This is a genomic window from Rossellomorea aquimaris TF-12 (assembly GCF_001648555.1).
GTDB classification, from domain to species: domain Bacteria; phylum Bacillota; class Bacilli; order Bacillales; family Bacillaceae_B; genus Rossellomorea; species Rossellomorea aquimaris.
This window is the reverse complement of sequence record NZ_LQXM01000030.1, coordinates 286,556-308,298: the sequence shown is the minus strand read 5'-3', so window position 1 is coordinate 308,298 and position 21,743 is coordinate 286,556. Positions and strand designations below refer to the sequence as shown.

The window sequence follows — 21,743 nt, the reverse complement described above, 5'->3', positions numbered from 1 at the left end:
ACATAAACCAAACACAACCAATCCATCATCGGCTATAATATAACGTAAAGAAAGACCAACCAATCAGGAGGAAATTATGGATATATTTGATATTGCGAAGCTTGCGGGGGTATCGAGGAAGACGGTACAGCGTGTGCTAAACAATTCGGACCAAGTACGACCTGAAACGCGGGATCGTATTCTTACCATTATGGAAGAGCATCAATATCAGCCTAATGTTTCGGCAAGGCGACTCGTAAAGAAAAAAACGCACACGATTGGGCTTTTTATCATACAAGATCCTTCCAAACACCGAATCTATTCTGATGATCTTTTTTACAGTGTGGTGATTGGATCGATAATCAGTGCTTGCTCTGAGCGGGGGTACAATGTGCTTGTGACCATGACCGACGTGACGGATTCTTCTCCTATTTTAAAGCTGTACCGTGAAAAAAGCATAGATGGGGGAATCATCATCAGTTGGACAAACGTTCAAGAGATTGTGGATCAAATCACATCAGCCAACTTTTTGGTAGGGGTATTTGATCAGAACAATGTGGGCAATCCTGCGCCTTCAATTCCCATGCCATTATTTGAAAATGAAGCAAGTGCCATGGAGGCTACCCATTACTTCCTTCAGCTTGGCCATAGGGACATTGGCATCATTACAGGGGACGAAGATAATAATGCTGCCAATGAACGCTATAGAGGTTACCAAAAAGCTCTTGAAAAAGCAGGGATTCAACCAAAATCAGAATTTGTTTTCAAAGGAAAATTCGTGGAAGAAGCAGGGACAGAAGCGATTAATCATTGGATTCAAAAGGGGACACTACCGTCTGCCATTGTGTGCTCAAATGATTATATTGCTATTGGTGCTCTTAAAGCTTTAAGAGCGGCCAATCGAAGGGTTCCAGAAGACGTCTCCCTTATTGGGTTTGATGATATATTGCTGACAGAACATACCTCTCCGCCTTTAACAACGATGCATGTACCACGAATAGAGATGGCGGTTTCATTAGTTGAGCAGTTGATTAATCAGATGGAGCAGCAGCCCATTGAAAAAACGAGTTCCTTTCAAGCATCCCTTGTCAAAAGGGGTTCCTGTATTTCAAAAAAATAATTTTCAGAAAATGCTTAAATCCTAAGGGTTTGAGCGTTTTTTTGTGTCTCTTCTCCTTATTATTATTGTAAAAAAATGTTGTCAAAGATGGGATATGCTCTTATAGTTATAAGCAAATGTCCTACGTGGGACATAAATGAAAAAGGAGGCGTATCATGATTAAAAAAGTAGTCACCTCTCTTACGGCTGCATGCCTGATCTTTGCTTTGGCTCCCGGAAATATGGGGAAAGCAAATAGCAAAGAAAAGCAATACCATCTCAAGGATTCTATTTTAAAGGACACAACGATTGAAGGGAACTTAGTCATTACACCTGACGCTGGTGAGAATATTACGTTAGATAACGTGACGGTACTTGGTACAACCCTAATAAAGGGAACAGCACCTGAAACTCTTCAAGTAACAGATTCAAAGTTACACATCCTCTCTGTAATTACACCATCATTTTCAACGAAAATTACTGTCTCTGGAAAATCAGACATAAATGAAACCTTGCTGAGTGCAAATGCTAGTTTAGAAGAAAACGAGATTACGTCTGAAGGGTTTCAAGATGTAACGGTATTTTCATCTCCCTCTAAAAAAGAAAAATCTACACTAGACGGGGAATTTGAGACCATTACAATGGCTGGTAAAAGTGGTCTTGCTCAATTAGAGCTTCAAGGTATTTCTGAAGGGTTAATTTTGAACGCGCTTTCATCTATTCTTCTACCTACTGATAGTTTAGTGCAGGAGTTAGTGGTATCAGAGGGTGGTCAAAGCTCTACGATTGATGGGGAAGGTTCCATAGAAAAGGCAACCTTAAAAACCTCCATTGTGGTGAATGGGAAGGAAACAAGCGACGCCGCCTCCTTCGTTACACCATGGTCACTCATTTGGCATGATGAATTTAATCAAACGAAGATTGATCGGGATAAGTGGACATTTGATATTGGCAACGGGTTTTTAGATGAAAACGGACAATTTATTTCGGGTTGGGGTAATAATGAAAAGCAATACTACACAGACCGACCTGAAAATGCAAAAACAGAAGATGGAAAGCTTTTCATAACAGCAAAAGAAGAGGAGTATGAAGGCTATTCCTATACTTCTGCCCGCTTGAAAACAAAAGGGCTTTTCGCTAAGGCATATGGGAAATTTGAAATGAAGGCTTCCCTCCCGGTTGGGAAAGGCTATTGGCCGGCATTTTGGATGCTTCCTGAGGATGATGTGTATGGAGCGTGGGCTTCATCTGGAGAAATTGACATCATGGAGGTACAAGGGAGTAACCCTCATGAGGTAATCGGAACTATTCATTATGGAGAAACCTGGCCAAACAACAAGTATACAGGTTCCCACTATGCGTTCGAAGACGGAACAACGATCTCTGACGAACATGTTTATTCTCTTGAATGGGAGCCGGGAGAAATTCGCTGGTATGTGGATGGAAAGCTAACTCAAACCCAAAACAATTGGTACAGCAAAGGTACTAGTACTGCTGCAAACTACACGTACCCAGCTCCGTTTGATCAACCATTTCATCTGCTTTTAAACCTGGCAGTTGGAGGGAACTTTGATGGAGATCCAACGGCAGAAACGATGTTCCCTCAGTCAATGGAAGTTGAATACGTACGTGCCTATGATTTAACAGGTCGTCCATATAAAACACTGGAGCTTCCAACGGTAGAACCAGAGCCTTTACCAGAGGGTGCGAAACAGCCATTAGAGGACGGGAATTTAATCTATAACAATGGATTTGACCAAGATTGGGAAAACGTAGAAGGAATTCAAGGGGTAGAGAATACAGATTATTGGTATTTCCTTACACTACCAGACTTTGGCGGTGAAGCGGATATTGCCATCGACCAGCTTGACGGTCAATCGTATGCGAAAGTAGATATTCAAAATCCAGGCAGTCAGCCTTATTCGGTACAACTAATTCAGGATGCATCAATTGGAAAAGGACGATATTATCGAGTTACATTTGATGCGAAATCAAGTGATAATCGTCCAATCAATGTAAAGGTTAATGGTGGGGCAGAAAGAGGGTTTGCAACCTATTCAAGAAGTGAATCTTTTTCTCTTACTGATCAACTTCAAACATATGAAATGGTGTTTCAAATGACAGAAGAGACGGACCTTGCCGCTCGTATGGAATTTAACCTTGGACTTTCCACTATGCCTGTATGGATAGGCAACGCAAGAATAGAAGAAATTTCTCCTATTGTTATGAATCCGGATGCTTCAAAATCACCACTTCCTGATGGGAACCTAGTGTACAACGGTACCTTTGATCAAGGCTATCCAGACCGTTTACTTTACTGGAACATAGTAGACCCGGCAAATGCAGCTTCTATTAAAGTGGATGCGGATGAACGTGTTCTATGGGCTCAATTCGCGGATCTTTCTGAAGATGTTCAACTCGTTCAAAAGGGACTGCAGCTACAAAGTGAAAGTGAATATGAGCTAACCCTGAACGCAAAAGCTGAAAGTGCTCGGGATATTCAAATAGAATTCAAAAGTCATGATGGTCATGTTACCTATGCATCAGAAACCCTTTCCCTTGATACAGAATGGGGAGAGCAATCCATGAGCTTCATGATGCCAGATGTAACGGATTTAGAATCGCAACTCATCATTCATCTAGGTGGAAGCACAGAAGAGGTAAAACTGGACGGGATCAAGCTAGTGAAAATAGGAGGGCCAGCTGACTCATCCCTCATTAAAAACGGAACCTTCGATGGTGGACTAGACCCATGGACTTCCTATATTCACAAGGATGCTGCAGCAAGCGTTCAGCATGAAGACGGTCAGGCAAAAGTTGTGATTGGACAAGAGGGAAATGAAACTTGGAGCGTTCAGTTCTATCAAGGAAATGTCGTTTTAGAACCGAATAGACAATACACCCTTTCCTTCGATGCACAATCAACCGTCGAACGATCAATGGAAGTAACCATTGAAAACAGTCAATACACACGCTTTCTATCAGAAAAGGTTCAACTCAATGGCGAGAAAACACACTATGAATATACCTTTACCATGCCAAAAAGTGAACTAACAAGTTTAAAGTTCTTATTAGGTGCAACAGGCTCACCAATAGGAGAGCATGAAGTGATGATTGATAATGTAGAACTGAAGTAAATCACTATAAAAGCACAGCGCCTGTTGGCGCTGTGCTTTTATTTATTGAGGGACGGACCTCCAGGGGAACGGTGCGGATTTTTCCGAACGGAAGATGAGGGACGGACCTTGTGGAGGGCAGGGGGTTTTTTGTCGAATTTACAAGAATGGCAGATATATTGGAATTTTGGCAGATAAAAAGAAATAATGGAAGATAAAATTCCAAAACGGAAGATAAATCCCCAAAACAGCAGAAAAACCCAACACCCATCAAAAAAAAGCAGCTAATCCATAAAGATTAGCTGCCATTCCTCTATTTCAATAAACGCAATCCATTTAAAATAACCAAAATCGTACTTCCTTCGTGACCGATGACTCCGTATGGAAGATCCAGTAGCTGCAGGAAGTTTGAAGCGATCAGTATCATAATGACGGCGATGGAGAAGACGACATTTTGTTGAACGATACGCTTCATTTTTTTCGATAGTTTAATGGCTTCTGCGATCCGGGTAAGGTCGTTTTTCATTAAGACGACATCGGCGGTTTCGAGAGCTACGTCGGTTCCTTCACCCATGGCGATGCCGACGTTCGCCGTTGCCAGGGCAGGAGCATCGTTGATACCGTCTCCAACCATTCCAACTGTTCCAAATTGTTCTTTTAGCTTTTTCAGCTCTTCTACTTTGGTTTCAGGCAGACATTCGGCGATAAAGGAAGCCACTTTTGCTTCTTCGGCAATGGCGCGTGCTGTTTTTTCATTGTCTCCCGTTAGCATGATGGTTTGGACGCCTTCTTTTTTCAAGAGTTCAAGTGCTTCAATGGTTTCTTTGCGAACGACGTCTTTTAGAGCGATAAGAGCGACGATTGTATTTTCCTTCGCGACGAAGACGGTGGTTTTTCCTTCTGAAGCAAGCTTGTTAAAAGCACCATCCATGAATTGTTCTGCTAACACTTTATCCACAAAATCAGCTTTTCCAATTTTCCATTCTTCGCCGTTTACCATTGCTTTGACTCCCCATCCTGATACATCTTCGAGAGAATCGGGTTGGAATAGAGCCCGGTCTAACTGTTTACGAGCGTGACCGACAATGGCTTGTGCCAGTGGATGATTGGATTGATTTTCAATGGATGCCACAATGTGTAACACGTCATGTTCCTCTAATTGACTACTTACTAACAGATCCGTCACAACTGGCTTTCCTTTTGTTAAGGTACCTGTTTTATCAAAGGCAATGGCTTTAATATTGCTGAGGTTTTCTAAGTGAGCGCCACCTTTAAAGAGAATACCGTGTCTCGCTCCGTTTGAAATAGCCGATAGACTTGCAGGCATAATGGCTGCTACGAGAGCACAAGGAGATGCGACCACCAGTAAGACCATTGCTCTGTAAAAGGTTTCTGTCCAGCTCCACCCAAGGAAGAAGTGTGGGAGAAACATCATAAGAAAGACAACAACTAGAACGACTTTCACATAAGTCCCTTCAAAGCGTTCGATAAACAGCTGGGAAGGGGACTTTTCGCTTTGAGCAGATTGAACGAGATCGATGATTTTTTGGAAAAGGGTTTCGCTGCTTGGTTTGGTCATTTCAATGGTAATAGCACCATTGATGTTTACCGTACCAGCAAACACCTCGTCTTGTTGAGCTTTTGTAACGGGAACGGCTTCTCCCGTGATAGCTGCCTCATCAATCGTCGTGTTTCCTTTGATGACGACACCATCGGTTGGAACACGCTCACCTGGTTTAATTAATATTTGGTCCCCAATATCAAGGGTGGATACTTGGACCTTCTTTTCGCCACCATTGGTTACAAGCCATGCTTCCTCAGGCTGCAATTCCATCAGTGCTGAGATTTCTTTCTGACTCTTATTCATCGTATAGGTTTCAAGTGCACCACTGACTGCAAAGATGAAAATAAGGATGGCTCCTTCAGTCCAGTATCCAATGATGGCAGAACCGACGGCTGCGAAAATCATGAGCATTTCCACATTCAGTTCTTTATTTTCAATCGTTTCTTCGATTCCTTCTTTTGCTTTGGCAAATCCTCCAATAACGAAGGCCAATAAATAAAAGACGATGCTCAAGGTGGCAGAGGATTCATCCTTTGAAAACAGCCATCCCAGTAAAATAAAGACACCACTGACTAAAGCGGCGATTAATTCTGCATGAGGCTTTATTTTATCAAGTAATTGTATTTTTTCATTATGGCTTCCCATAGGAAAGGCTTTAGATTGAGAGCTCATTACGTTTTCCTCCTTGTAATAAATGAAAATCCAGGATTCTCATTGAGAATAATAATCAACGTCAATACCCTTATAAAACGACGAAAGCTGCCACCTTTTACAGGTGACAGCAAATCTGCTGGTGTTCGTGGACATATATTTATAAAAGTTTTTAATTTATAATTATTATAATTTATAATACCACATTTATACGAGGTTGGAAAGTTTTTTGTGCTGATTAGTTCTGAGTAATTTCCCGGCGTCGATTTTGAAGGGAAAAGGATAATAAGCTTACAAAAATAATGAATAGCATGAAGCTTATTAAATAGAAGAAGCTTGAACCTTTGAGCCAGTCTATCGTAATTCCCCCAACAAATGGACCAATCATACTACCGAAGCTAAAAAAGATTCCGCACATAATATTACCGGCTGGAAGTAATTCCTTTGGCAAAAGGTCCGTCATGTAACTAATGCCAAGTGAAAAGGTAGATCCTACAGCCATACCTGCCAGTGTGAAGCAAATGAATAAGCCTAGTATAGAGTCAGCTACGATTCCTGCTGCTGAAAAGGAAAGGAAGCCGATTAGCATAACGATAAGGAGAATATTTTGTCTCCCAAATTTATCGCTTAAAATTCCAAGGGGAAGCTGAGACACAATGCCACCTACAGCAAATGCAGGTAAAAGAATCGATACGGCTTCGATGGAAAGTCCGTTTCTTAGTGCGAATACGGGGAAGTTTCCATTTAAAGAAGCTTCTAAAAATCCATAGCCTAATGGAGGCAAAAGGGCGACCCAAGCGTACTTGAACACCTTGCCAAATCGTTGGAAGGAGCCGATGAAAGTGGCACTGCCCATATTCTGTTGCTCAGGAAATTCGTTTTGTAGCTTAAATACAAACAGCCAAACGATGATGCTTAATAAGGACGAAATGATAAACGGTAAAGCCGGATGTATTGAAACCAATGTAGTCATCATCGGTCCTACGGCAAAGCCAATCCCAAAGGAAACACCATAAATGGAAATGTTTCGTCCCCGGTGTTCTTTTGGTGAGAAAGAAGTGATCCACGTTTGGGTGGAAAAATGGAGCATTTGATCGCCGACTCCAATGCATAAACGCAGGAAAAACCAAAACCAAAAGGATTTCCACAGAGGAAATAGGAGGAGTGATGACGCAACTATGATTCCACCTATTATGATCATTGGTTTGTAGCCTAGCTTTTGCAAAGGTCTTTCCATTAATGGAGAGGCGAGTAGAATTCCTATATATAAAGCGGTTGCGTTTAGTCCGTTTAAGGAAGAAGAGATGCCTTCCTGTTCGAGAATGATAGCGATTAGAGGAAGTAGCATCCCTTGGGAAAACCCGGAGATCGCAACAATCCCGACTAAGACCCTAAAGCGAAATCGTAATGCCTGATTCATAAAAAAACTCCCAATCAAATAAATTATACCTCTCTGATGGTACCTTCAATTTGAATGTTTGGCAATACGAAACGAATAGAGTAAAATTTAGTACATCATACTACATAAATAGGAAGGAAGGAATTAATAATGGAATTTTCTATGCAAGATGGAGGCTTTTATACAGAGTTAGGGTTTGGAAAGTTAGAGGTTTCGGGTAACGAAGAATATGGCTTTCGACCATATCAATTACTCGTTTCATCCGTAGCAGTTTGCAGTGGAGGAGTACTTCGAAAAGTACTGGAGAAAATGCGCATTGAATTTGACGATATACATATCAAAGCAGACGTCACCCGAAACGAAGAAGAAGCAAACCGTGTAGAAGAAATCTCTCTGCACTTTACGATTAGAGGGACGGACCTTGACGAGAAGAAAATTCAAAAAGCCATGCACCTAACACGCAAAAACTGCTCCATGGTCCAATCCGTACAAGACAGCATCAAAATCGAAGAAACCTTTGAACTCGTACAATAAAAAATGAGGTCCGAGAAACGGACCTCAAAAATAATTCTACTAAAGGCTGAGCTCCTGTGGTTCTTTACCTGGTTTTTCATAGTAGAGAATGGTTTTGGGCGTTAGCTTGAGAAGCATGTATTCGGGATCGTCCGGACTTGGAATCCAGGCTTTAAGCTCTTCATTCCAAAATTTATGCTTCAGTTCTTCGGATTCTTCAACCTCGGCAGTTGCTTCAATTTCTACATAATGTTCATGGTTTGAGTCACGATCATAGCCTAACAGAATATGAACATGAGGATTTTGTGAAATGTCTACGGCTTTATGGGCATGCTCATTCGTAGCGGTGTAAAGTGTTAACTCATCATGGTAGAACATCATAAATCGAGAGTAGGGCTTCCCGTCACGAATGGTTGCCAGAGTTCCTGTTTTATGATGAGAAAGGAGCTCTAATACTTGATCTTTTAATGCTTTTGCCATCATGTTACCTCCTTAAATGGTTCTACCTTTAATGTGTCTAATCTCATTCTTTTTAATCAAATTTCTTTAGAAGGAAGGATATAAAACGTGAATAAAATTTTTGCACTGCTTGTTTTTGCCGGAGTTCCATTATCCGTTATCGGTTCACTTTTACACTGGCCGAGTGTTGTCATGTTTGCTGTATACTGTGTCACCATCATAGCCCTTGCAGCCTTTATGGGAAGATCAACGGAAAGCTTGGCGGTCGTGTCCGGTCCACGTATTGGAGGATTGTTGAACGCTACCTTTGGAAATGCCGTTGAACTGATTATTTCCATTTTTGCCTTGAAGGCTGGATTGATTGGAGTCGTATTAGCATCTCTAACAGGATCGGTTCTTGGTAACCTATTATTAGTTGCGGGATTGTCTTTCTTTGTTGGTGGCTTAAAGTTTAAACGTCAGAAGTTTAACGTCTTTGATGCACGCCATAACTCAGGACTTTTAATGTTTGCTATTATTGTTGCCTTTGTTATACCGGAAGTATTCGCGCAGGATATAGATGAAGCAAAAACAATGACACTAAGCATTGGGATCTCTGTAATCTTAATTGCTCTCTATTTATTTGCCCTATTCTTCAAGCTAGTGACCCATCGAGGTGTATATCAGCATGAAAGTGAAGGAGAGCAAGCCCACGAAGAAGAGCCGGAATGGAGTAAAGGGAAAGCCTTACTCATTCTTGCTGCTTCCACTGTCGCTGTTGCCTATGTATCTGAACGTCTCGTTCATACATTTGAAGAGGTTGGTGAAGCATTCGGTTGGAGTGAATTGTTTATTGGGGTTATCATTGTTGCCATTGTAGGAAATGCAGCTGAGCATGCGTCAGCTATTATTATGGCTTATAAGAACAAGATGGATGTGGCCGTTGAAATTGCTGTAGGATCCACTCTTCAAGTGGCCATGTTTGTTGCCCCGGTACTCGTTTTAATCTCATTGTTATTTGAGAAAAGCATGTCCCTTGTGTTTACATTGCCTGAGCTCGTGGCCATGGTATCAGCGGTATTACTAACCATTATCATTTCAAATGATGGAGAAACGAACTGGTTTGAAGGACTCACCTTGCTGGCGGCCTATTTAATAATGGGAATTGGATTTTATCTGTTGTAAAAAAAAGACTCAGGTCCGCATGCGGGCCTGAGTCTTTTTTAGGGAAAAAATAGAAATGAACTTTACATAAAAAATAATCAGATATGCTTTGTAGGAGAAGCCTGATTATTTTCTTTTCAGTTAGATTATAAAATAAAATAAGAATTTTGTAAATATTCTTTCAAATAAAGTTTTTTGGATAAGCCTGTTTATATAGGAAAAACTAACGGCAAACCTGAAAAGTTAAGATTGAAAGGAGTTAGTTTTATGAAAATGATGCGTACTGCTCTAATGATCATTCTCGCATTTTTCGTTGCAACAACTGGTATTCATGCTGAAAAAAATGCAGAGAAGAGTCCTAAAAAGGAAAGCAGCCCTGCGAAGGTCACGGTTCCAAACTCTGTTTTAAATATTGCCAAAGAAAACACGTATCCTAATTCAACACAAGATCAACCGTATCTCCAACCAAGTGAAATGTCACAAGAACTAATTGATACATCCAATGTTAAAATCGAAAATCCCAACCTGATTCGTATTTTAAACGAAACCAATATTAATAAAGCACCGACAATAGGGTTAAGGGCAACTATTTATTTAGGAGAGTGGCCATTAAACTATGCTTCAAACGAAACGTCCCCTAACTGGGAATACCAAAAGATCAACACCAACTATTTCGATAACCGTGGTGGAAAAGGAAATCACCAAATCCACTATGTTCAAGAAGCTCAGAAAGCCGTAAAAGGCGGGCTGACAGCAAAAGTTCCTCACGCAGAAGATGTGGAAAAGATGATGCTCATCAAAGCAATGGATAAATCCCAGCTACCACTCGCGTTTCAAACGATTGTAGGAGCAGGAACAAAAAAAGACCAGGTCTATAACATTTCACCAAAACGACTTGGCTATCTATATGCATACGCTCCTGCCATTAACGAAAAAGGAAAGGTAACCTACGGGGAAGTTTTCCTTGTCATGAAAGGGATGGAGCGTTCCATCGTTGTGAAAAACGTCACGTCACAAGGTGTCGGAGCATGGATTCCTGTTCAGGATCATGTCCATTTCGGATTTATGGCAAGCGAGTCTCCGCGATAAGAATAGAAAAAAGAGTGAGTTGTAGGAATCCTGACATTCACTCTTTTTTTCATGTGTAAAATATGTTACAATAATTAGAATATTCAGAATAAAGGAGAGGGAAAATGGAATATCTATTCTTATTTGTAGGGTTGCTTATTGTTTTTACAGGTTTAAGAATTTGGTTTGGAGTAAGAAGAGCAAAAAGAGATCGAGGAAAACGACGGGGAGATTCGTATGAACTCATCTCTAAGCATTCTCAAGAACCCAATCATAATGACGGCGCGTCACATTAGAAGCACTTCGGACATAGTTTCCGGGGTGTTTTTTTGATGTGGATGGGGTTTGTGTTTAGAATGAATTTAATCGTTCACAATTATACGGATAAATGGAGGACTTTAACGGATAAAAGACTGAAACTTACGCATAAATGTTTCTTTGTGACGGGTAAAACTCTCATTTTAACGGAAATCATAAAAAGGTGCCTAGATTCAATACGAATCTAAGCATCTTTCTTATCGTGAAATCTTGGCCTGGCGTTTTGAAAAATCAACATCTTCATAATACATGGATTTTACCAGGACATTCGGTCCTAAGCAGCGAGCCATTGGACAATGACAGTTTAATTCTTTTGCAAGAGGCTCTTGCTTCCATTTCGTGAAGATTTCCGGAAGAGAATCCTTTGTGATATTTCCTAGGGGAGGTGTATCTCCGAAATCAGTCACAATGACATCCCCAGTAAAAATACTTACATTTAGTCGAGAACGTCCATCAGGATCGTTACGGACACTTACATTTTTGGCAGAGTATAACTTCTTTAATAATTCGAGGTCTTCTTCAGAAGAGCTGCAAGGATAAAATGGAAGAGTTCCAAACAGCATCCATACATTTTCATCTCTGAAGGTAAGAATATTTCGAATCGCCTCACGAGTTTCTTCTAATGAAAGAGTTTCTAAGCTTGAAGCAAAGTCAGATGGATACATAGGGTGAATTTCATGACGGCCACATTTCATTTCATCAACGATTTGTCGATGAATTTTTTCTAAATAAGGCAGAGTATTTTTATTTAACATGGTTTCTGCAGAAACGAGGACACCGTTTTCAGAAAGAGCCCTACTGTTTTCGATCATGCGATCAAACAGCTTTCTTCTTTGCTCACGGGTAGGTTTTCGTTCCATGTTGGCAAATCCAACGTCGATAAACTCATCAATGGTTCCCCAGTTATGAGAAATGTGTAAAACATCTAAATACGGGGCAATTAATAAGTATCGATCTAATTCCAGGGTTAAATTAGAGTTGATTTGAGTATGTACGCCTCGTGAATGGGCGTATTTCAATAAAGGTAATACATAATTTTCAACGGATTTCTTTGAAAGCATCGGCTCTCCGCCGGTAATACTAAGAGAACGAAGCGTCGTTATTTCATCCAGTTTTGAAAGAATCAGCTCAATGGGAAGAGCACTAGGATCCTTTGGTGATAGGGTGTATCCCACGGCACAATGTTCGCATCTCATATTGCAAAGAGTCGTAGTAGTAAATTCAATATTGGAGAGCGTAATGTCACCATGCTCATCTACATCTAAGTAAGCCTCCCAAGGATCATGTTCTATGGACATTTTCTTGGAGAGAGTATTTGTTTTCATGATAAGAAACTCCTTTTTATTTAAGTCACCTATCCATTATTGAGAAATCACAAGTCCTTGTCAATCCGAATAATATTGGTTACCATAGTAAAGGTACGAAAGGAGAGAGTACATTGGGTAAAGCAGTTAACGATAAAGATTCACAAGTTACTTATTTAAAACAACGTCTAAACTTATTCGTCGATGTATTAGATTCAATCGACCCTGAACAAGCAGATGTAGAAGATATCGATCGACTAATCGCGATGATCGATGATATAGAAGTAAAATGCGAACAATTTAAGAAAAGCGAATAAACCGATTAGAGGGACGGACCTCCAAAATTTTTGGAGGTCCGTCCCTCTTTTTTGTGCAGAGGAATTTCCAGTCTTTGTGTCTAATTTAATTATAGAAGATAAAGGGGATATTTTTAGGGACGGACCTCTCTGGTGGATGATGACATGTTCACAAGAATCAGTATGAGCAATAGCACGGTATTTGGTTACAAATGAGGTCCGTCCCTCATCAAAGAGGATAAAAGATAAAGGGGATAGGGTCATGGTGATTAATCCGATTAGTCAGGCAGATTGTCAGGAAGCAAGGGATGTGATTTTATCAGGGTTTCGTGAGCGTTTTGGGTTCATCGATTATTCGTTGAATCCTGATATCTATAATATTATTGAAGAATACAAAGGGGGGGCTCATCACTTTTTTGTAGGAATGAAAAACGAACGAATCGTTTCAACTGGGGCGATCAGAAAAGAAAAAGATGCCACCTACCAAATTGTTCGCATGTCCGTATTAAAGGAGTACCGCCAACAAGGGCTTGGACGTGCGATGCTACTCCATCTTGAGAATGAAGCTGTAAAATTAGGAGCAAGGAGACTCATCCTCGAAACCAATAAAAAGTGGGAGGATGCTATTCAATTTTATAAAAATTACGGTTTTACATACATGGAAGAAGACGAGGTTTCTTGTTATTTTGAAAAGGAAATTCCGTTGTGAAATCCCTTTCAATCTTATTCTTATAGGAGTATAATAATGAATGAAAAATGAGAATATTCCTATGAAAATAGACAATAAATAGCTTTACGCAAAGGGAAGGGGAAGAACGATGAATAAAGAGACATTACAGCAAAGCATGTATGACTTAATTGTAGAAACCTCAACGAACTTACCAAAGGATGTGCGTCGTGCGATCCGTTCTGCAAAAGCTCGTGAAAATGCAGGCACAAGAGCGGCCATGAGCCTTGATACTATTTCGAATAACGTAAAAATGGCTGATGACAATGTATCTCCTATCTGTCAGGATACAGGTCTTCCAACCTTTAAAATAAAAACGCCAATCGGTGTCAACCAGCTTGAAATCAAAGAAGCAATTTATGCTGCTATGGTTCAAGCAACGAAGGACGGAAAGCTTCGTCCAAACTCCGTTGATTCATTAACAGGAGCAAACAGTGGGGACAACCTCGGCCTTGGTACTCCTGTTATCAAATTCGAGCAATGGGAAAAAGATTACGTTGATGCCCGCCTGATTTTAAAAGGTGGCGGATGTGAAAATAAAAACATTCAATATAGCCTGCCTTGTGAGCTTGATGGGCTTGGCCGCGCTGGCCGTGACCTTGATGGAATCCGTAAATGTGTAATGCATTCGGTGTATCAAGCACAAGGGCAAGGGTGTAGTGCCGGATTCATCGGTGTAGGAATCGGTGGAGATCGTTCATCTGGATATGATCTTGCCAAAGAACAATTATTCCGTTCCGTGGATGATGTGAATACCAACGAAGACCTTCGTAAGCTTGAAGAATATGTGATGGAAAATGCAAATGAGCTTGGAATCGGAACCATGGGCTTTGGAGGAGAGACGACGCTGCTTGGTTGTAAAGTCGGCGTGATGAATCGTATTCCAGCAAGCTTTTTCGTTTCTGTTGCTTACAACTGCTGGGCGTTCCGTCGCTTAGGTGTGAAGCTAAACACGGAAACAGGCGGAATAGATGAGTGGATGTACCAAGAAGGAGACAAAATCGACTTAACAGAAGGATTTGCAGCAGAAAAAGAAACGGCAGCAGCTTCTTCTGGTGAGCAGCCAAACGTTGTCGTTCTTGAAGCACCTATTACAGAAGAAAAAGTGCGCGAGCTGAAAGTAGGAGACGTTGTTCAAATCAACGGCCGTATGTACACAGGTCGTGACGCGATCCATAAGCATCTTTCAGACAATGATGCACCAGTGGATTTAAATGGCCAAGTCATCTACCACTGTGGTCCGGTTATGTTAAAAGATGAAGAAGGTCAATGGCATGTGAAAGCAGCAGGTCCAACCACTTCCATTCGTGAAGAGCCTTACCAAGGTGATATTATGAAACGTTTTGGTATCCGTGCCGTTATCGGAAAAGGCGGAATGGGTCCTAAAACACTTGCAGCACTGAAAGAGCACGGAGGCGTTTACTTGAACGCAATCGGTGGAGCGGCTCAATACTACGCAGACTGCATCAAAGGTGTAGACGGAGTAGACCTCATGCAATTCGGTATCCCTGAAGCCATGTGGCACCTGAACGTAGAAGGCTTCACAGCCGTTGTAACCATGGACTCACACGGAAACAGCCTACATGAAGAAGTAGACAAATCATCACTGGAAAAACTAGCTCAATTTAAAGAGCCGGTATTTAAATAATTGAAATGAAGCCACCTCGATTGATGCGGGGTGGTTTTTTGTGTAGTGGTTTTGGAGGGACGGACCTTAGTTCGTTACGCTGCGCTTCGTTCACAATTTGGCACAATGTTAGGTGATTATGGCCCAATAAAGTTAAAAAGAGGCCCAATTAAGGCTTAATGTGGCCCAAATACGTCAAAAAGTGGCCCGATTAAGCCCGATTATGTTTCAACTGTAAGTGTAAAGCCATTTCTAAAAGGATTTTCATAAAATTGGATACTATTAGTAAGCATGAAACCTCAATCTTCTCAAAAACTAAAGAAAACGAATATGAAGGAAGGGTTACATGTTGAAAATTTTAAAAATCCTCATCATTGCTACCATTCTAATCCTCGTTATTCCTTCTCAAGCCCAAGCCGTCTCGAATCAACCGATTGGCTGGGGATTTAAGAAGAGTCAAAATGAAGTGCCGGCAGAAGCTGGGCGGCAATACGATGATTTACTTGAGAAATATGGTGCTTTTTATAAAGGGTCTTCTGACAAAAAAGAACTGTATCTTACCTTTGACAATGGATACGAAAATGGATTTACAGAAAAAGTTCTCAATACTCTAAAGCAAGAAAAAGTACCTGCTACGTTCTTTGTCACCGGGCATTATCTGTTAAGTGCAGAGGACCTCGTGAAAAGAATGGTAAAGGAAGGTCACATTGTTGGAAATCACTCCTGGCATCATCCAGATTTCACAGCGGTAACAGATCAACGAGTAAGAGAAGAATTAGAAAAAGTAAAAGTGAAAACAGCGGAGCTAACGGGTCAAAAGGAGATGAAATATCTCAGACCACCAAGAGGAGTATTTAGTGAACGTACATTGAAAATTGCCAAAGAAGAAGGGTATACACATGTTTTCTGGTCACTGGCCTTTGTCGACTGGAAAACCGACCAGCAAAGAGGATGGCGATATTCCTACGATAACATCATGAACCAAGCCCATCCGGGAGCCATCATCCTGCTACACACAGTATCAAAAGACAACGCCGAAGCACTCGAAAAAGCTATCCAAGACCTCAAGAAAAAAGGCTACACCTTCAAAAGCCTGGATGAGCACCCCATGATGAAAAAATAAACCAGAGGGACGGACCTTCATTCCTAGGACAAGGTACTAGGAATGAAGGTCCGTCCCTCTAACCCTTTCTCAATACCATATCACAGTCCGATTATACTCATCATTGTCACACTCTTTCAGCTCATAAACGTGATCATACCTCGAAGTGTTCTGAGTGTATTCCAATTTCATGCACGACATTCGTTCCACAACACCAGAGCCGAATCGGTCTCTGCGAGAATCCAGCTTGGATTGGATGGTCTCGCCATCATAGTCCAGCTCCTGGAGAATCGCGTCACCCTCCTCAGTATAAGAGACCACTCGAATCCAATCAGGTTTACCACTTGATACATGATCAAAAAACTCCTTGAATCGATCTAGGTTCTCAATCTCTCCATGAGTCGCCACAATGTCAGTAGAAATGGGATTGTAATCCTGCAAGAGTTCTTTGTTATCTATTGAAGATGTTTCCTCTTCACAAGCCCATAGGACGAAACAAGAAGCGAAAATGATTATCCACAATTGCTTCATATAAGTTCTCCCCCTTTTACCTAATAATACCATAAGGGACGGACCTTTACTTGTAGAGGTCCGTCCCTCTTGTGCTATAATACACATACAAGAAATGAGCGGGAGGAAGAGGTATATGTTTGTGAGGAATGTGGCGATTGAGGGTCCGTATAATTTTGATCGTGTGTTAGATCGTTTGTCTTTGGATCCATTGAATGCTGTTGATAAAGAGGAAAGAAGCGTCAAGGTTCCTTATTATCTTAAGAATGGGCAAGGGGAAGTCATCAAGGTGCAAGCAACGGGAACCACGGATGAACCCGAGTTCACGATTACCTTTGAAAACAAGAACGATTTAGATGAGAAAGAAAAGCATATCTTTCATATCTTTCAGTGGCATATCAGTCTTCACTCGGTTCACGAACACTTCTTGAACACAGACCTAAAGCCCATTTTTGAAGAGCATAAGGGAACACCCATCATCCTTGAGTTCGATCCCTTTGCTACGATTATTAAAAGCATTATCCATCAGCAGCTCAACCTGAAGTTTGCCTTTACTTTAACTCATCGATTTGTGACGACCTATGGCTGGCAAAAGGACGATGTCTGGTTTTACCCATCACCAGAAGTAGTGTCTACACTAACGGTGGAAGAATTAAGAGAGCTTCAATTCAGTCAGCGAAAAGCAGAATACGTCATTGGAACCGCTGAAAAAATCATAAGTGGTGAACTGGATTTAGACGAACTAGCACAGCAATCAGACGAAGAAATTATAAAAGAACTGACAAAAGTACGTGGAATTGGACCATGGACGGCTCAAAGCTTCTTATTATTTGGGCTTGGTCGACCAAACCTTTTTCCAAAAGCGGACATCGGCATTCAGAACGCCATTAAAATTCTTTTTGAAATGGACCGAAAGCCAACCATGGAAGAGCTTGATTCCTTCAGCGACCCGTGGCACCCTTATTTAAGTTATGCATCATTGTATTTATGGAGAAGTATTGAATAGAACGGACGTGGAAAAATGAAAAAACAACAAGATAAAAGTGTCAAAATTGAGTTGAAACAACAGTTTCCTCTTACAATAAAAAAGATCGGAATTAACGGAGAAGGCATCGGCTTCTTTAAACGCAAAATCGTTTTCGTTCCTGGAGCACTTACAGGAGAAGAGGTAGTCGTTGAAGTCACAAAGGTTCATCCGAAATTCACAGAGGCTCGCGTGAAAAAAATTCGTAAAAAGTCTCCGCAACGAACAAAAGCTCCATGCCCGGTCTACGAGCAATGCGGAGGATGTCAGCTTCAGCATCTAAGCTACGACGGACAATTGGAAGCAAAACGTGACATCGTTCTTCAATCCATGGAACGACACACCAAGCTCAACCTGGATGAACTGGATATCCGTCCAACCATCGGAATGGAAAACCCTTGGCACTATCGGAACAAGAGCCAATTCCAAATGGGTACAGACAAAGGAAAAGCCATTGCTGGCCTCTACAGCATGAACTCAAACAAGCTTATCGACATCGACGAGTGTATCGTTCAGCACCCATTAACCAATAAAATCACAACGGAAATCAAACGCATCATCAACGACTTTAAGATTCCAGTCTTTGATGTTAAAACGAAAAAACAATTCATCAAAACCATCGTTACTCGTGTTGGTTTTGAAACAGGACAAGTCCAAGTCGTACTCGTGACAACAGTGAAGAATATTCCACGTAAGGAATTACTGCTCACTGAGATTCAAAAGCGTTTACCTGAAGTAGTTTCCATTGCTCAAAATATCAATCCACAGAAAACGTCCCTTGTCTTTGGAGACGAAACGATTCATCTGGCAGGAAAAGAGAGCATCGAAGAACGCTTAGAAGAATTCACCTACGAACTTTCAGCGCGGGCATTCTTCCAGCTGAACCCGATCCAAACAAGCAAGCTGTATAACGAAGCAAAAAAAGCAGCGGGATTAACAGGTGAAGAGAAGATAGTGGATGCCTACTGTGGAGTAGGAACCATCGGTCTTTGGCTGGCAGATGGTGCAAAAGAAATCCGCGGAATGGACGTCATCAAAGAAGGTATTGAGGATGCAAAGAAAAATGCCGAAAAATTTGGAGTCGACCATGCCGAGTACTTTGTAGGCAGTGCCGAAACCCTCATGCCGAAGTGGAAAAAAGAAGGCTGGCGCCCCGATGTGGTCGTAGTTGATCCACCAAGAACGGGCTGTGACAACAAGTTTCTTGATACGATTAAAGAAGTAAAGCCGAAGAAGCTCGTGTATGTATCATGTAATCCATCCACCTTAGCGAAGGATATTGATTATTTGAAGAAGCATTATCGCGTGGAGTATTTGCAGCCGGTGGATATGTTTCCGCAGACGGCGCATGTGGAGTGCGTTGCACAGCTAACATTAAAATAAACAACCAAAAGAGCCTTTGGGATCATCCCAAAGGCTCTTTCTCTTGCACCGGGAAATCATGATAAGGGTATTCTTTAAGGAAATGAAGAAATAATAGTAAAAATAAGGATGTCGGGGAGATGGGTAGGGTGGAGTGGAAAGATATATTATTCGAAGCAGAAGAGCTTAGTTATTTGGAATTATTTTTCCGAACAACAATCTTATATTTTGTTCTTTTTCTGGCAGATAAATCGTTAGGGTTCCGACAGCCGGGGATTGTGACTCCTTATAATTTCCTGGTGGGTGCGGGGATTAGTCATATTGCAGCCGCTCGAATGGTGCAGCCCCAGTCACGGCCGATTGATGCGATTGCGATTACGTTTGTATATATCGTCATCATTTTATTGGTTTCATACAGTTATATAAAGCTGTCACCATACATTGCTTCGAAAAAGCAAAATGTACTAGTGAAAAATGGGAAGGTGAAAAAAGGCAATCTGAGAAAGTCATTGCTTACCATCGACAATATGTTTTCAATTTTAAGACAAAAAAATGTGTTTGGATTGGAAAATGTCGATTATTTAATTGCTGAACCAAACGGACATTACAGTGTGGCTAAAAATAGCCATTCCTTACCCGTGACGAAATCGACAATGGGGATACCAATGACAACGAAAGAACTCACAAGAATATTGATTTATGAGGGGAAAATTGACAGAAAAGTATTGAAAGATAAAAACCTAAAAATAGACTGGGTTCATGCTCAATTAAAAGAACAAAAAGTAACTTCTATTGGGGAAGTCTATATTGGACTCATAACGGAACAAAATGAGTTGTATTTAAATTAAGGGGGTGCTGATGTTTGCCGGATGTATTTGGTGTCATAGATGAAATAACGTTTCTGGGATACTTAATCAGAACCTTAATTGTTGGGGTTATTGGATTTTTCGTAGGAAGGTTCGTATCAAGGCGTGCTGTAAGTCAATTGACTACGTATGATTTTGCTCTTATTTGGATTCTAGGGGCTATAACCGTATCGCCCCTTTTAGATGGAAAGGTTTCCTTTACCTATATGTTGGTCCCCTTGTTGACACTAATCTCTTGGCACATCATTTTAAGCTTGATTTCATTGAAAAATAGGAGATTTAGTTTTTTCTTTAATGGGAAGCCAGCCCTACTGATTGATAATGGGAGAGTTGTCGTGAAAAACTTAAAACGGCAATTTATCAATATCGAGTTGCTGCTTTCGGAACTTCGCGTAAACGGTGTATTCGATGTGAGTCAGGTTAAATACGCTATTTTAGAACCCAATGGATTTATTTCTGTTATAAAATATGATCGTGAATCTCATGTGACCCCTAAGGATATGAAGCTTCCTGTGAGTGCCACTGAAATTCCTCTCATTGTCATAAATGAAGGGCATTTGATACCAGAGAACTTAAAACAACTTGATGTTGATGAATCATGGCTAATGAATAAGCTGGCTAAACAAAACATATCGGATATCAATGAAGTCTTTTTGGGTACGTTAAATCAATCAAAATCCCTGTATGTTCTAAAAAATGAGGACTGTTCTTCTGCTTCTGAAACGTAAGCAAAAGAGTAGTCCTTTTTCGATGGAAGAGCCTCAAAAAAAGGAAATATTACCCTTTAACAAGAATACTATTCCTGTAACGAGAAAATTGTTCAAGGGGGTATTTTTTTGACGAGTAAAGAAAACAGTGTGGCCTCAGCCCTTTATGTGATTGGTGTTGTATCCATCGTATTGGGAATAATAACGGGTTTGTATTATGGAATGAATGATGCCTTTAACGCTTTAGGTGCAACGCAGGCTATTGTTGGAATAGGTTTAATGATTAACGGTGTCGTGTGGGGAATTGTCTTTTTTGGTTTCTCAGAGATTATCAAGCTCCTTCAGGGGATTTTTAATCAAAATGAACCGTCTGTTCCTAAAATAAGAACAATTCCTGCTGAACCAGCGGTGGAAAAGGGAAAGAAGAAAAATGAGGTTTCCAACATTGAACGGAGTGAAATTGAAGAGTTCTACTCAGCGAAGGGATTAACCGTTCAAGATATCGCTTGCACAGAAAGAGAAGACTATTTTATGGTAACGGTAGATGGGAAGAAAGAAATCGTTGAATTAGGCGGCTTTAAACCGATTGTTCATCCGGTGAACTAAAATTCTTTTTTTCTATTAGTCTCTTTCCTTTAAGTTGCCCCCTTTTATAAAACCGATTGGTTCCAAATTGGGGAGAAAGTGATCAAAAAAATAGATTATCCCTTCTGAAAAAACGTTCTAAAGATATGGTAAAGTGGGAAAAAGGAAAACTTTATTACGGAAAAGTATGGTTATAAAATAAGGAGTCTGCTTCTAGATGCAAACATTAATTGATGCACTGGGATGCAGGCTCCTTTTTAATTTTCTAAGTTTCTCCAGTGGTAGCGAACTTGTATTCATCCATGGTGGTCGAAGTCCTGCAAA

The 21,743-nt window shown here is 40.8% G+C and carries 20 protein-coding genes; 15 read left to right on the top strand and 5 right to left on the bottom strand.

What is annotated here, in order from left to right; genetic code table 11:
* Window positions 1-76 precede the first annotated feature (76 nt).
* Together IQI_RS18690 and IQI_RS18685 are read left to right on the top strand one after the other, a co-directional pair.
* On the top strand, window positions 77-1,099 hold the full coding sequence (locus tag IQI_RS18690; RefSeq protein WP_064094183.1) for a LacI family DNA-binding transcriptional regulator: 1,023 nt from the start codon (window positions 77-79) through the stop codon (window positions 1,097-1,099).
* 155 nt (window positions 1,100-1,254) lie between these two features.
* Complete coding sequence (locus IQI_RS18685; protein WP_064094182.1) at window positions 1,255-4,215, top strand: carbohydrate binding domain-containing protein; 2,961 nt, start codon at window positions 1,255-1,257, stop codon at window positions 4,213-4,215.
* A gap of 292 nt (window positions 4,216-4,507) precedes the next feature.
* On the opposite strand, the gene IQI_RS18680 is transcribed toward IQI_RS18685, so the two are convergent.
* Together IQI_RS18680 and IQI_RS18675 are read right to left on the bottom strand one after the other, a co-directional pair.
* Window positions 4,508-6,430 carry a heavy metal translocating P-type ATPase gene (locus IQI_RS18680; RefSeq protein WP_064094181.1) on the bottom strand — a complete coding sequence of 641 codons (1,923 nt, stop codon included), beginning with the start codon at window positions 6,428-6,430 and terminating at the stop codon, window positions 4,508-4,510.
* Between the two features lie 217 nt (window positions 6,431-6,647).
* Entirely contained in the window at window positions 6,648-7,829 is a 1,182-nt protein-coding gene (locus tag IQI_RS18675; RefSeq protein ID WP_064094180.1) for an MFS transporter, read from the bottom strand.
* 129 nt (window positions 7,830-7,958) lie between these two features.
* Here IQI_RS18675 and IQI_RS18670 point away from each other — a divergent pair, with 129 nt between their 5' ends.
* A complete protein-coding gene (locus IQI_RS18670) occupies window positions 7,959-8,342 on the top strand; it encodes an OsmC family protein (RefSeq protein ID WP_064094179.1) in 384 nt (127 codons plus the stop codon).
* Window positions 8,343-8,381: 39 nt separating this feature from the next.
* On the opposite strand, the gene IQI_RS18665 is transcribed toward IQI_RS18670, so the two are convergent.
* Entirely contained in the window at window positions 8,382-8,801 is a 420-nt protein-coding gene (locus IQI_RS18665) for a pyridoxamine 5'-phosphate oxidase family protein (RefSeq protein WP_156509951.1), read from the bottom strand.
* 87 nt (window positions 8,802-8,888) lie between these two features.
* Between IQI_RS18665 and cax the strand changes: the two genes are divergently transcribed.
* From cax to IQI_RS20740, 3 genes are all read left to right on the top strand, one after another.
* Window positions 8,889-9,944 carry a calcium/proton exchanger gene (gene cax, locus IQI_RS18660; RefSeq protein ID WP_064094177.1) on the top strand — a complete coding sequence of 352 codons (1,056 nt, stop codon included), beginning with the start codon at window positions 8,889-8,891 and terminating at the stop codon, window positions 9,942-9,944.
* A gap of 246 nt (window positions 9,945-10,190) precedes the next feature.
* A complete protein-coding gene (locus tag IQI_RS18655) occupies window positions 10,191-11,012 on the top strand; it encodes a YfkD famly protein (protein WP_064094176.1) in 822 nt (273 codons plus the stop codon).
* A gap of 104 nt (window positions 11,013-11,116) precedes the next feature.
* Window positions 11,117-11,287 (top strand): hypothetical protein, encoded by a 171-nt coding sequence (locus IQI_RS20740; RefSeq protein ID WP_156509950.1) that lies wholly within the window; start codon window positions 11,117-11,119, stop codon window positions 11,285-11,287.
* A gap of 219 nt (window positions 11,288-11,506) precedes the next feature.
* On the opposite strand, the gene yfkAB is transcribed toward IQI_RS20740, so the two are convergent.
* Window positions 11,507-12,634: a radical SAM/CxCxxxxC motif protein YfkAB gene (yfkAB, locus tag IQI_RS18650; protein ID WP_064094175.1), complete on the bottom strand. Its 1,128-nt coding sequence runs from the start codon at window positions 12,632-12,634 to the stop codon at window positions 11,507-11,509.
* Between the two features lie 113 nt (window positions 12,635-12,747).
* Between yfkAB and IQI_RS18645 the strand changes: the two genes are divergently transcribed.
* From IQI_RS18645 to pdaA, 4 genes are all read left to right on the top strand, one after another.
* Window positions 12,748-12,930 carry an SE1561 family protein gene (locus IQI_RS18645; protein ID WP_064094174.1) on the top strand — a complete coding sequence of 61 codons (183 nt, stop codon included), beginning with the start codon at window positions 12,748-12,750 and terminating at the stop codon, window positions 12,928-12,930.
* A gap of 241 nt (window positions 12,931-13,171) precedes the next feature.
* Window positions 13,172-13,618, top strand: coding sequence for a GNAT family N-acetyltransferase (locus tag IQI_RS18640; RefSeq protein ID WP_064094173.1), 447 nt, complete (start codon window positions 13,172-13,174; stop codon window positions 13,616-13,618).
* 109 nt (window positions 13,619-13,727) lie between these two features.
* Window positions 13,728-15,284, top strand: a complete 1,557-nt coding sequence (locus tag IQI_RS18635; protein WP_064094172.1) for a fumarate hydratase — start codon at window positions 13,728-13,730, stop codon at window positions 15,282-15,284.
* A 325-nt stretch (window positions 15,285-15,609) separates the two neighbouring features.
* Window positions 15,610-16,386, top strand: coding sequence for a delta-lactam-biosynthetic de-N-acetylase (pdaA, locus tag IQI_RS18630; protein WP_064094171.1), 777 nt, complete (start codon window positions 15,610-15,612; stop codon window positions 16,384-16,386).
* 69 nt (window positions 16,387-16,455) lie between these two features.
* Here the strand turns inward: pdaA and IQI_RS18625 are convergent, their stop codons facing one another.
* Window positions 16,456-16,896, bottom strand: coding sequence for a DUF4362 domain-containing protein (locus tag IQI_RS18625; RefSeq protein ID WP_064094170.1), 441 nt, complete (start codon window positions 16,894-16,896; stop codon window positions 16,456-16,458).
* 115 nt (window positions 16,897-17,011) lie between these two features.
* Between IQI_RS18625 and IQI_RS18620 the strand changes: the two genes are divergently transcribed.
* The 5 genes from IQI_RS18620 (at window position 17,012) to IQI_RS18600 (ending at window position 21,440) form a co-directional block, all read left to right on the top strand.
* The gene (locus IQI_RS18620) at window positions 17,012-17,881 is read left to right on the top strand and encodes a DNA-3-methyladenine glycosylase family protein (RefSeq protein ID WP_064094169.1); all 870 of its coding nucleotides are present in this window, start codon (window positions 17,012-17,014) and stop codon (window positions 17,879-17,881) included.
* A 15-nt stretch (window positions 17,882-17,896) separates the two neighbouring features.
* Window positions 17,897-19,282 carry a 23S rRNA (uracil(1939)-C(5))-methyltransferase RlmD gene (rlmD, locus tag IQI_RS18615; protein ID WP_064094168.1) on the top strand — a complete coding sequence of 462 codons (1,386 nt, stop codon included), beginning with the start codon at window positions 17,897-17,899 and terminating at the stop codon, window positions 19,280-19,282.
* 128 nt (window positions 19,283-19,410) lie between these two features.
* Window positions 19,411-20,109 carry a YetF domain-containing protein gene (locus IQI_RS18610; protein WP_197489777.1) on the top strand — a complete coding sequence of 233 codons (699 nt, stop codon included), beginning with the start codon at window positions 19,411-19,413 and terminating at the stop codon, window positions 20,107-20,109.
* 14 nt (window positions 20,110-20,123) lie between these two features.
* Window positions 20,124-20,855 (top strand): DUF421 domain-containing protein, encoded by a 732-nt coding sequence (locus IQI_RS18605; RefSeq protein WP_064094166.1) that lies wholly within the window; start codon window positions 20,124-20,126, stop codon window positions 20,853-20,855.
* 108 nt (window positions 20,856-20,963) lie between these two features.
* Window positions 20,964-21,440, top strand: coding sequence for a hypothetical protein (locus tag IQI_RS18600; protein ID WP_064094165.1), 477 nt, complete (start codon window positions 20,964-20,966; stop codon window positions 21,438-21,440).
* The last annotated feature ends 303 nt before the right edge of the window (window positions 21,441-21,743 follow it).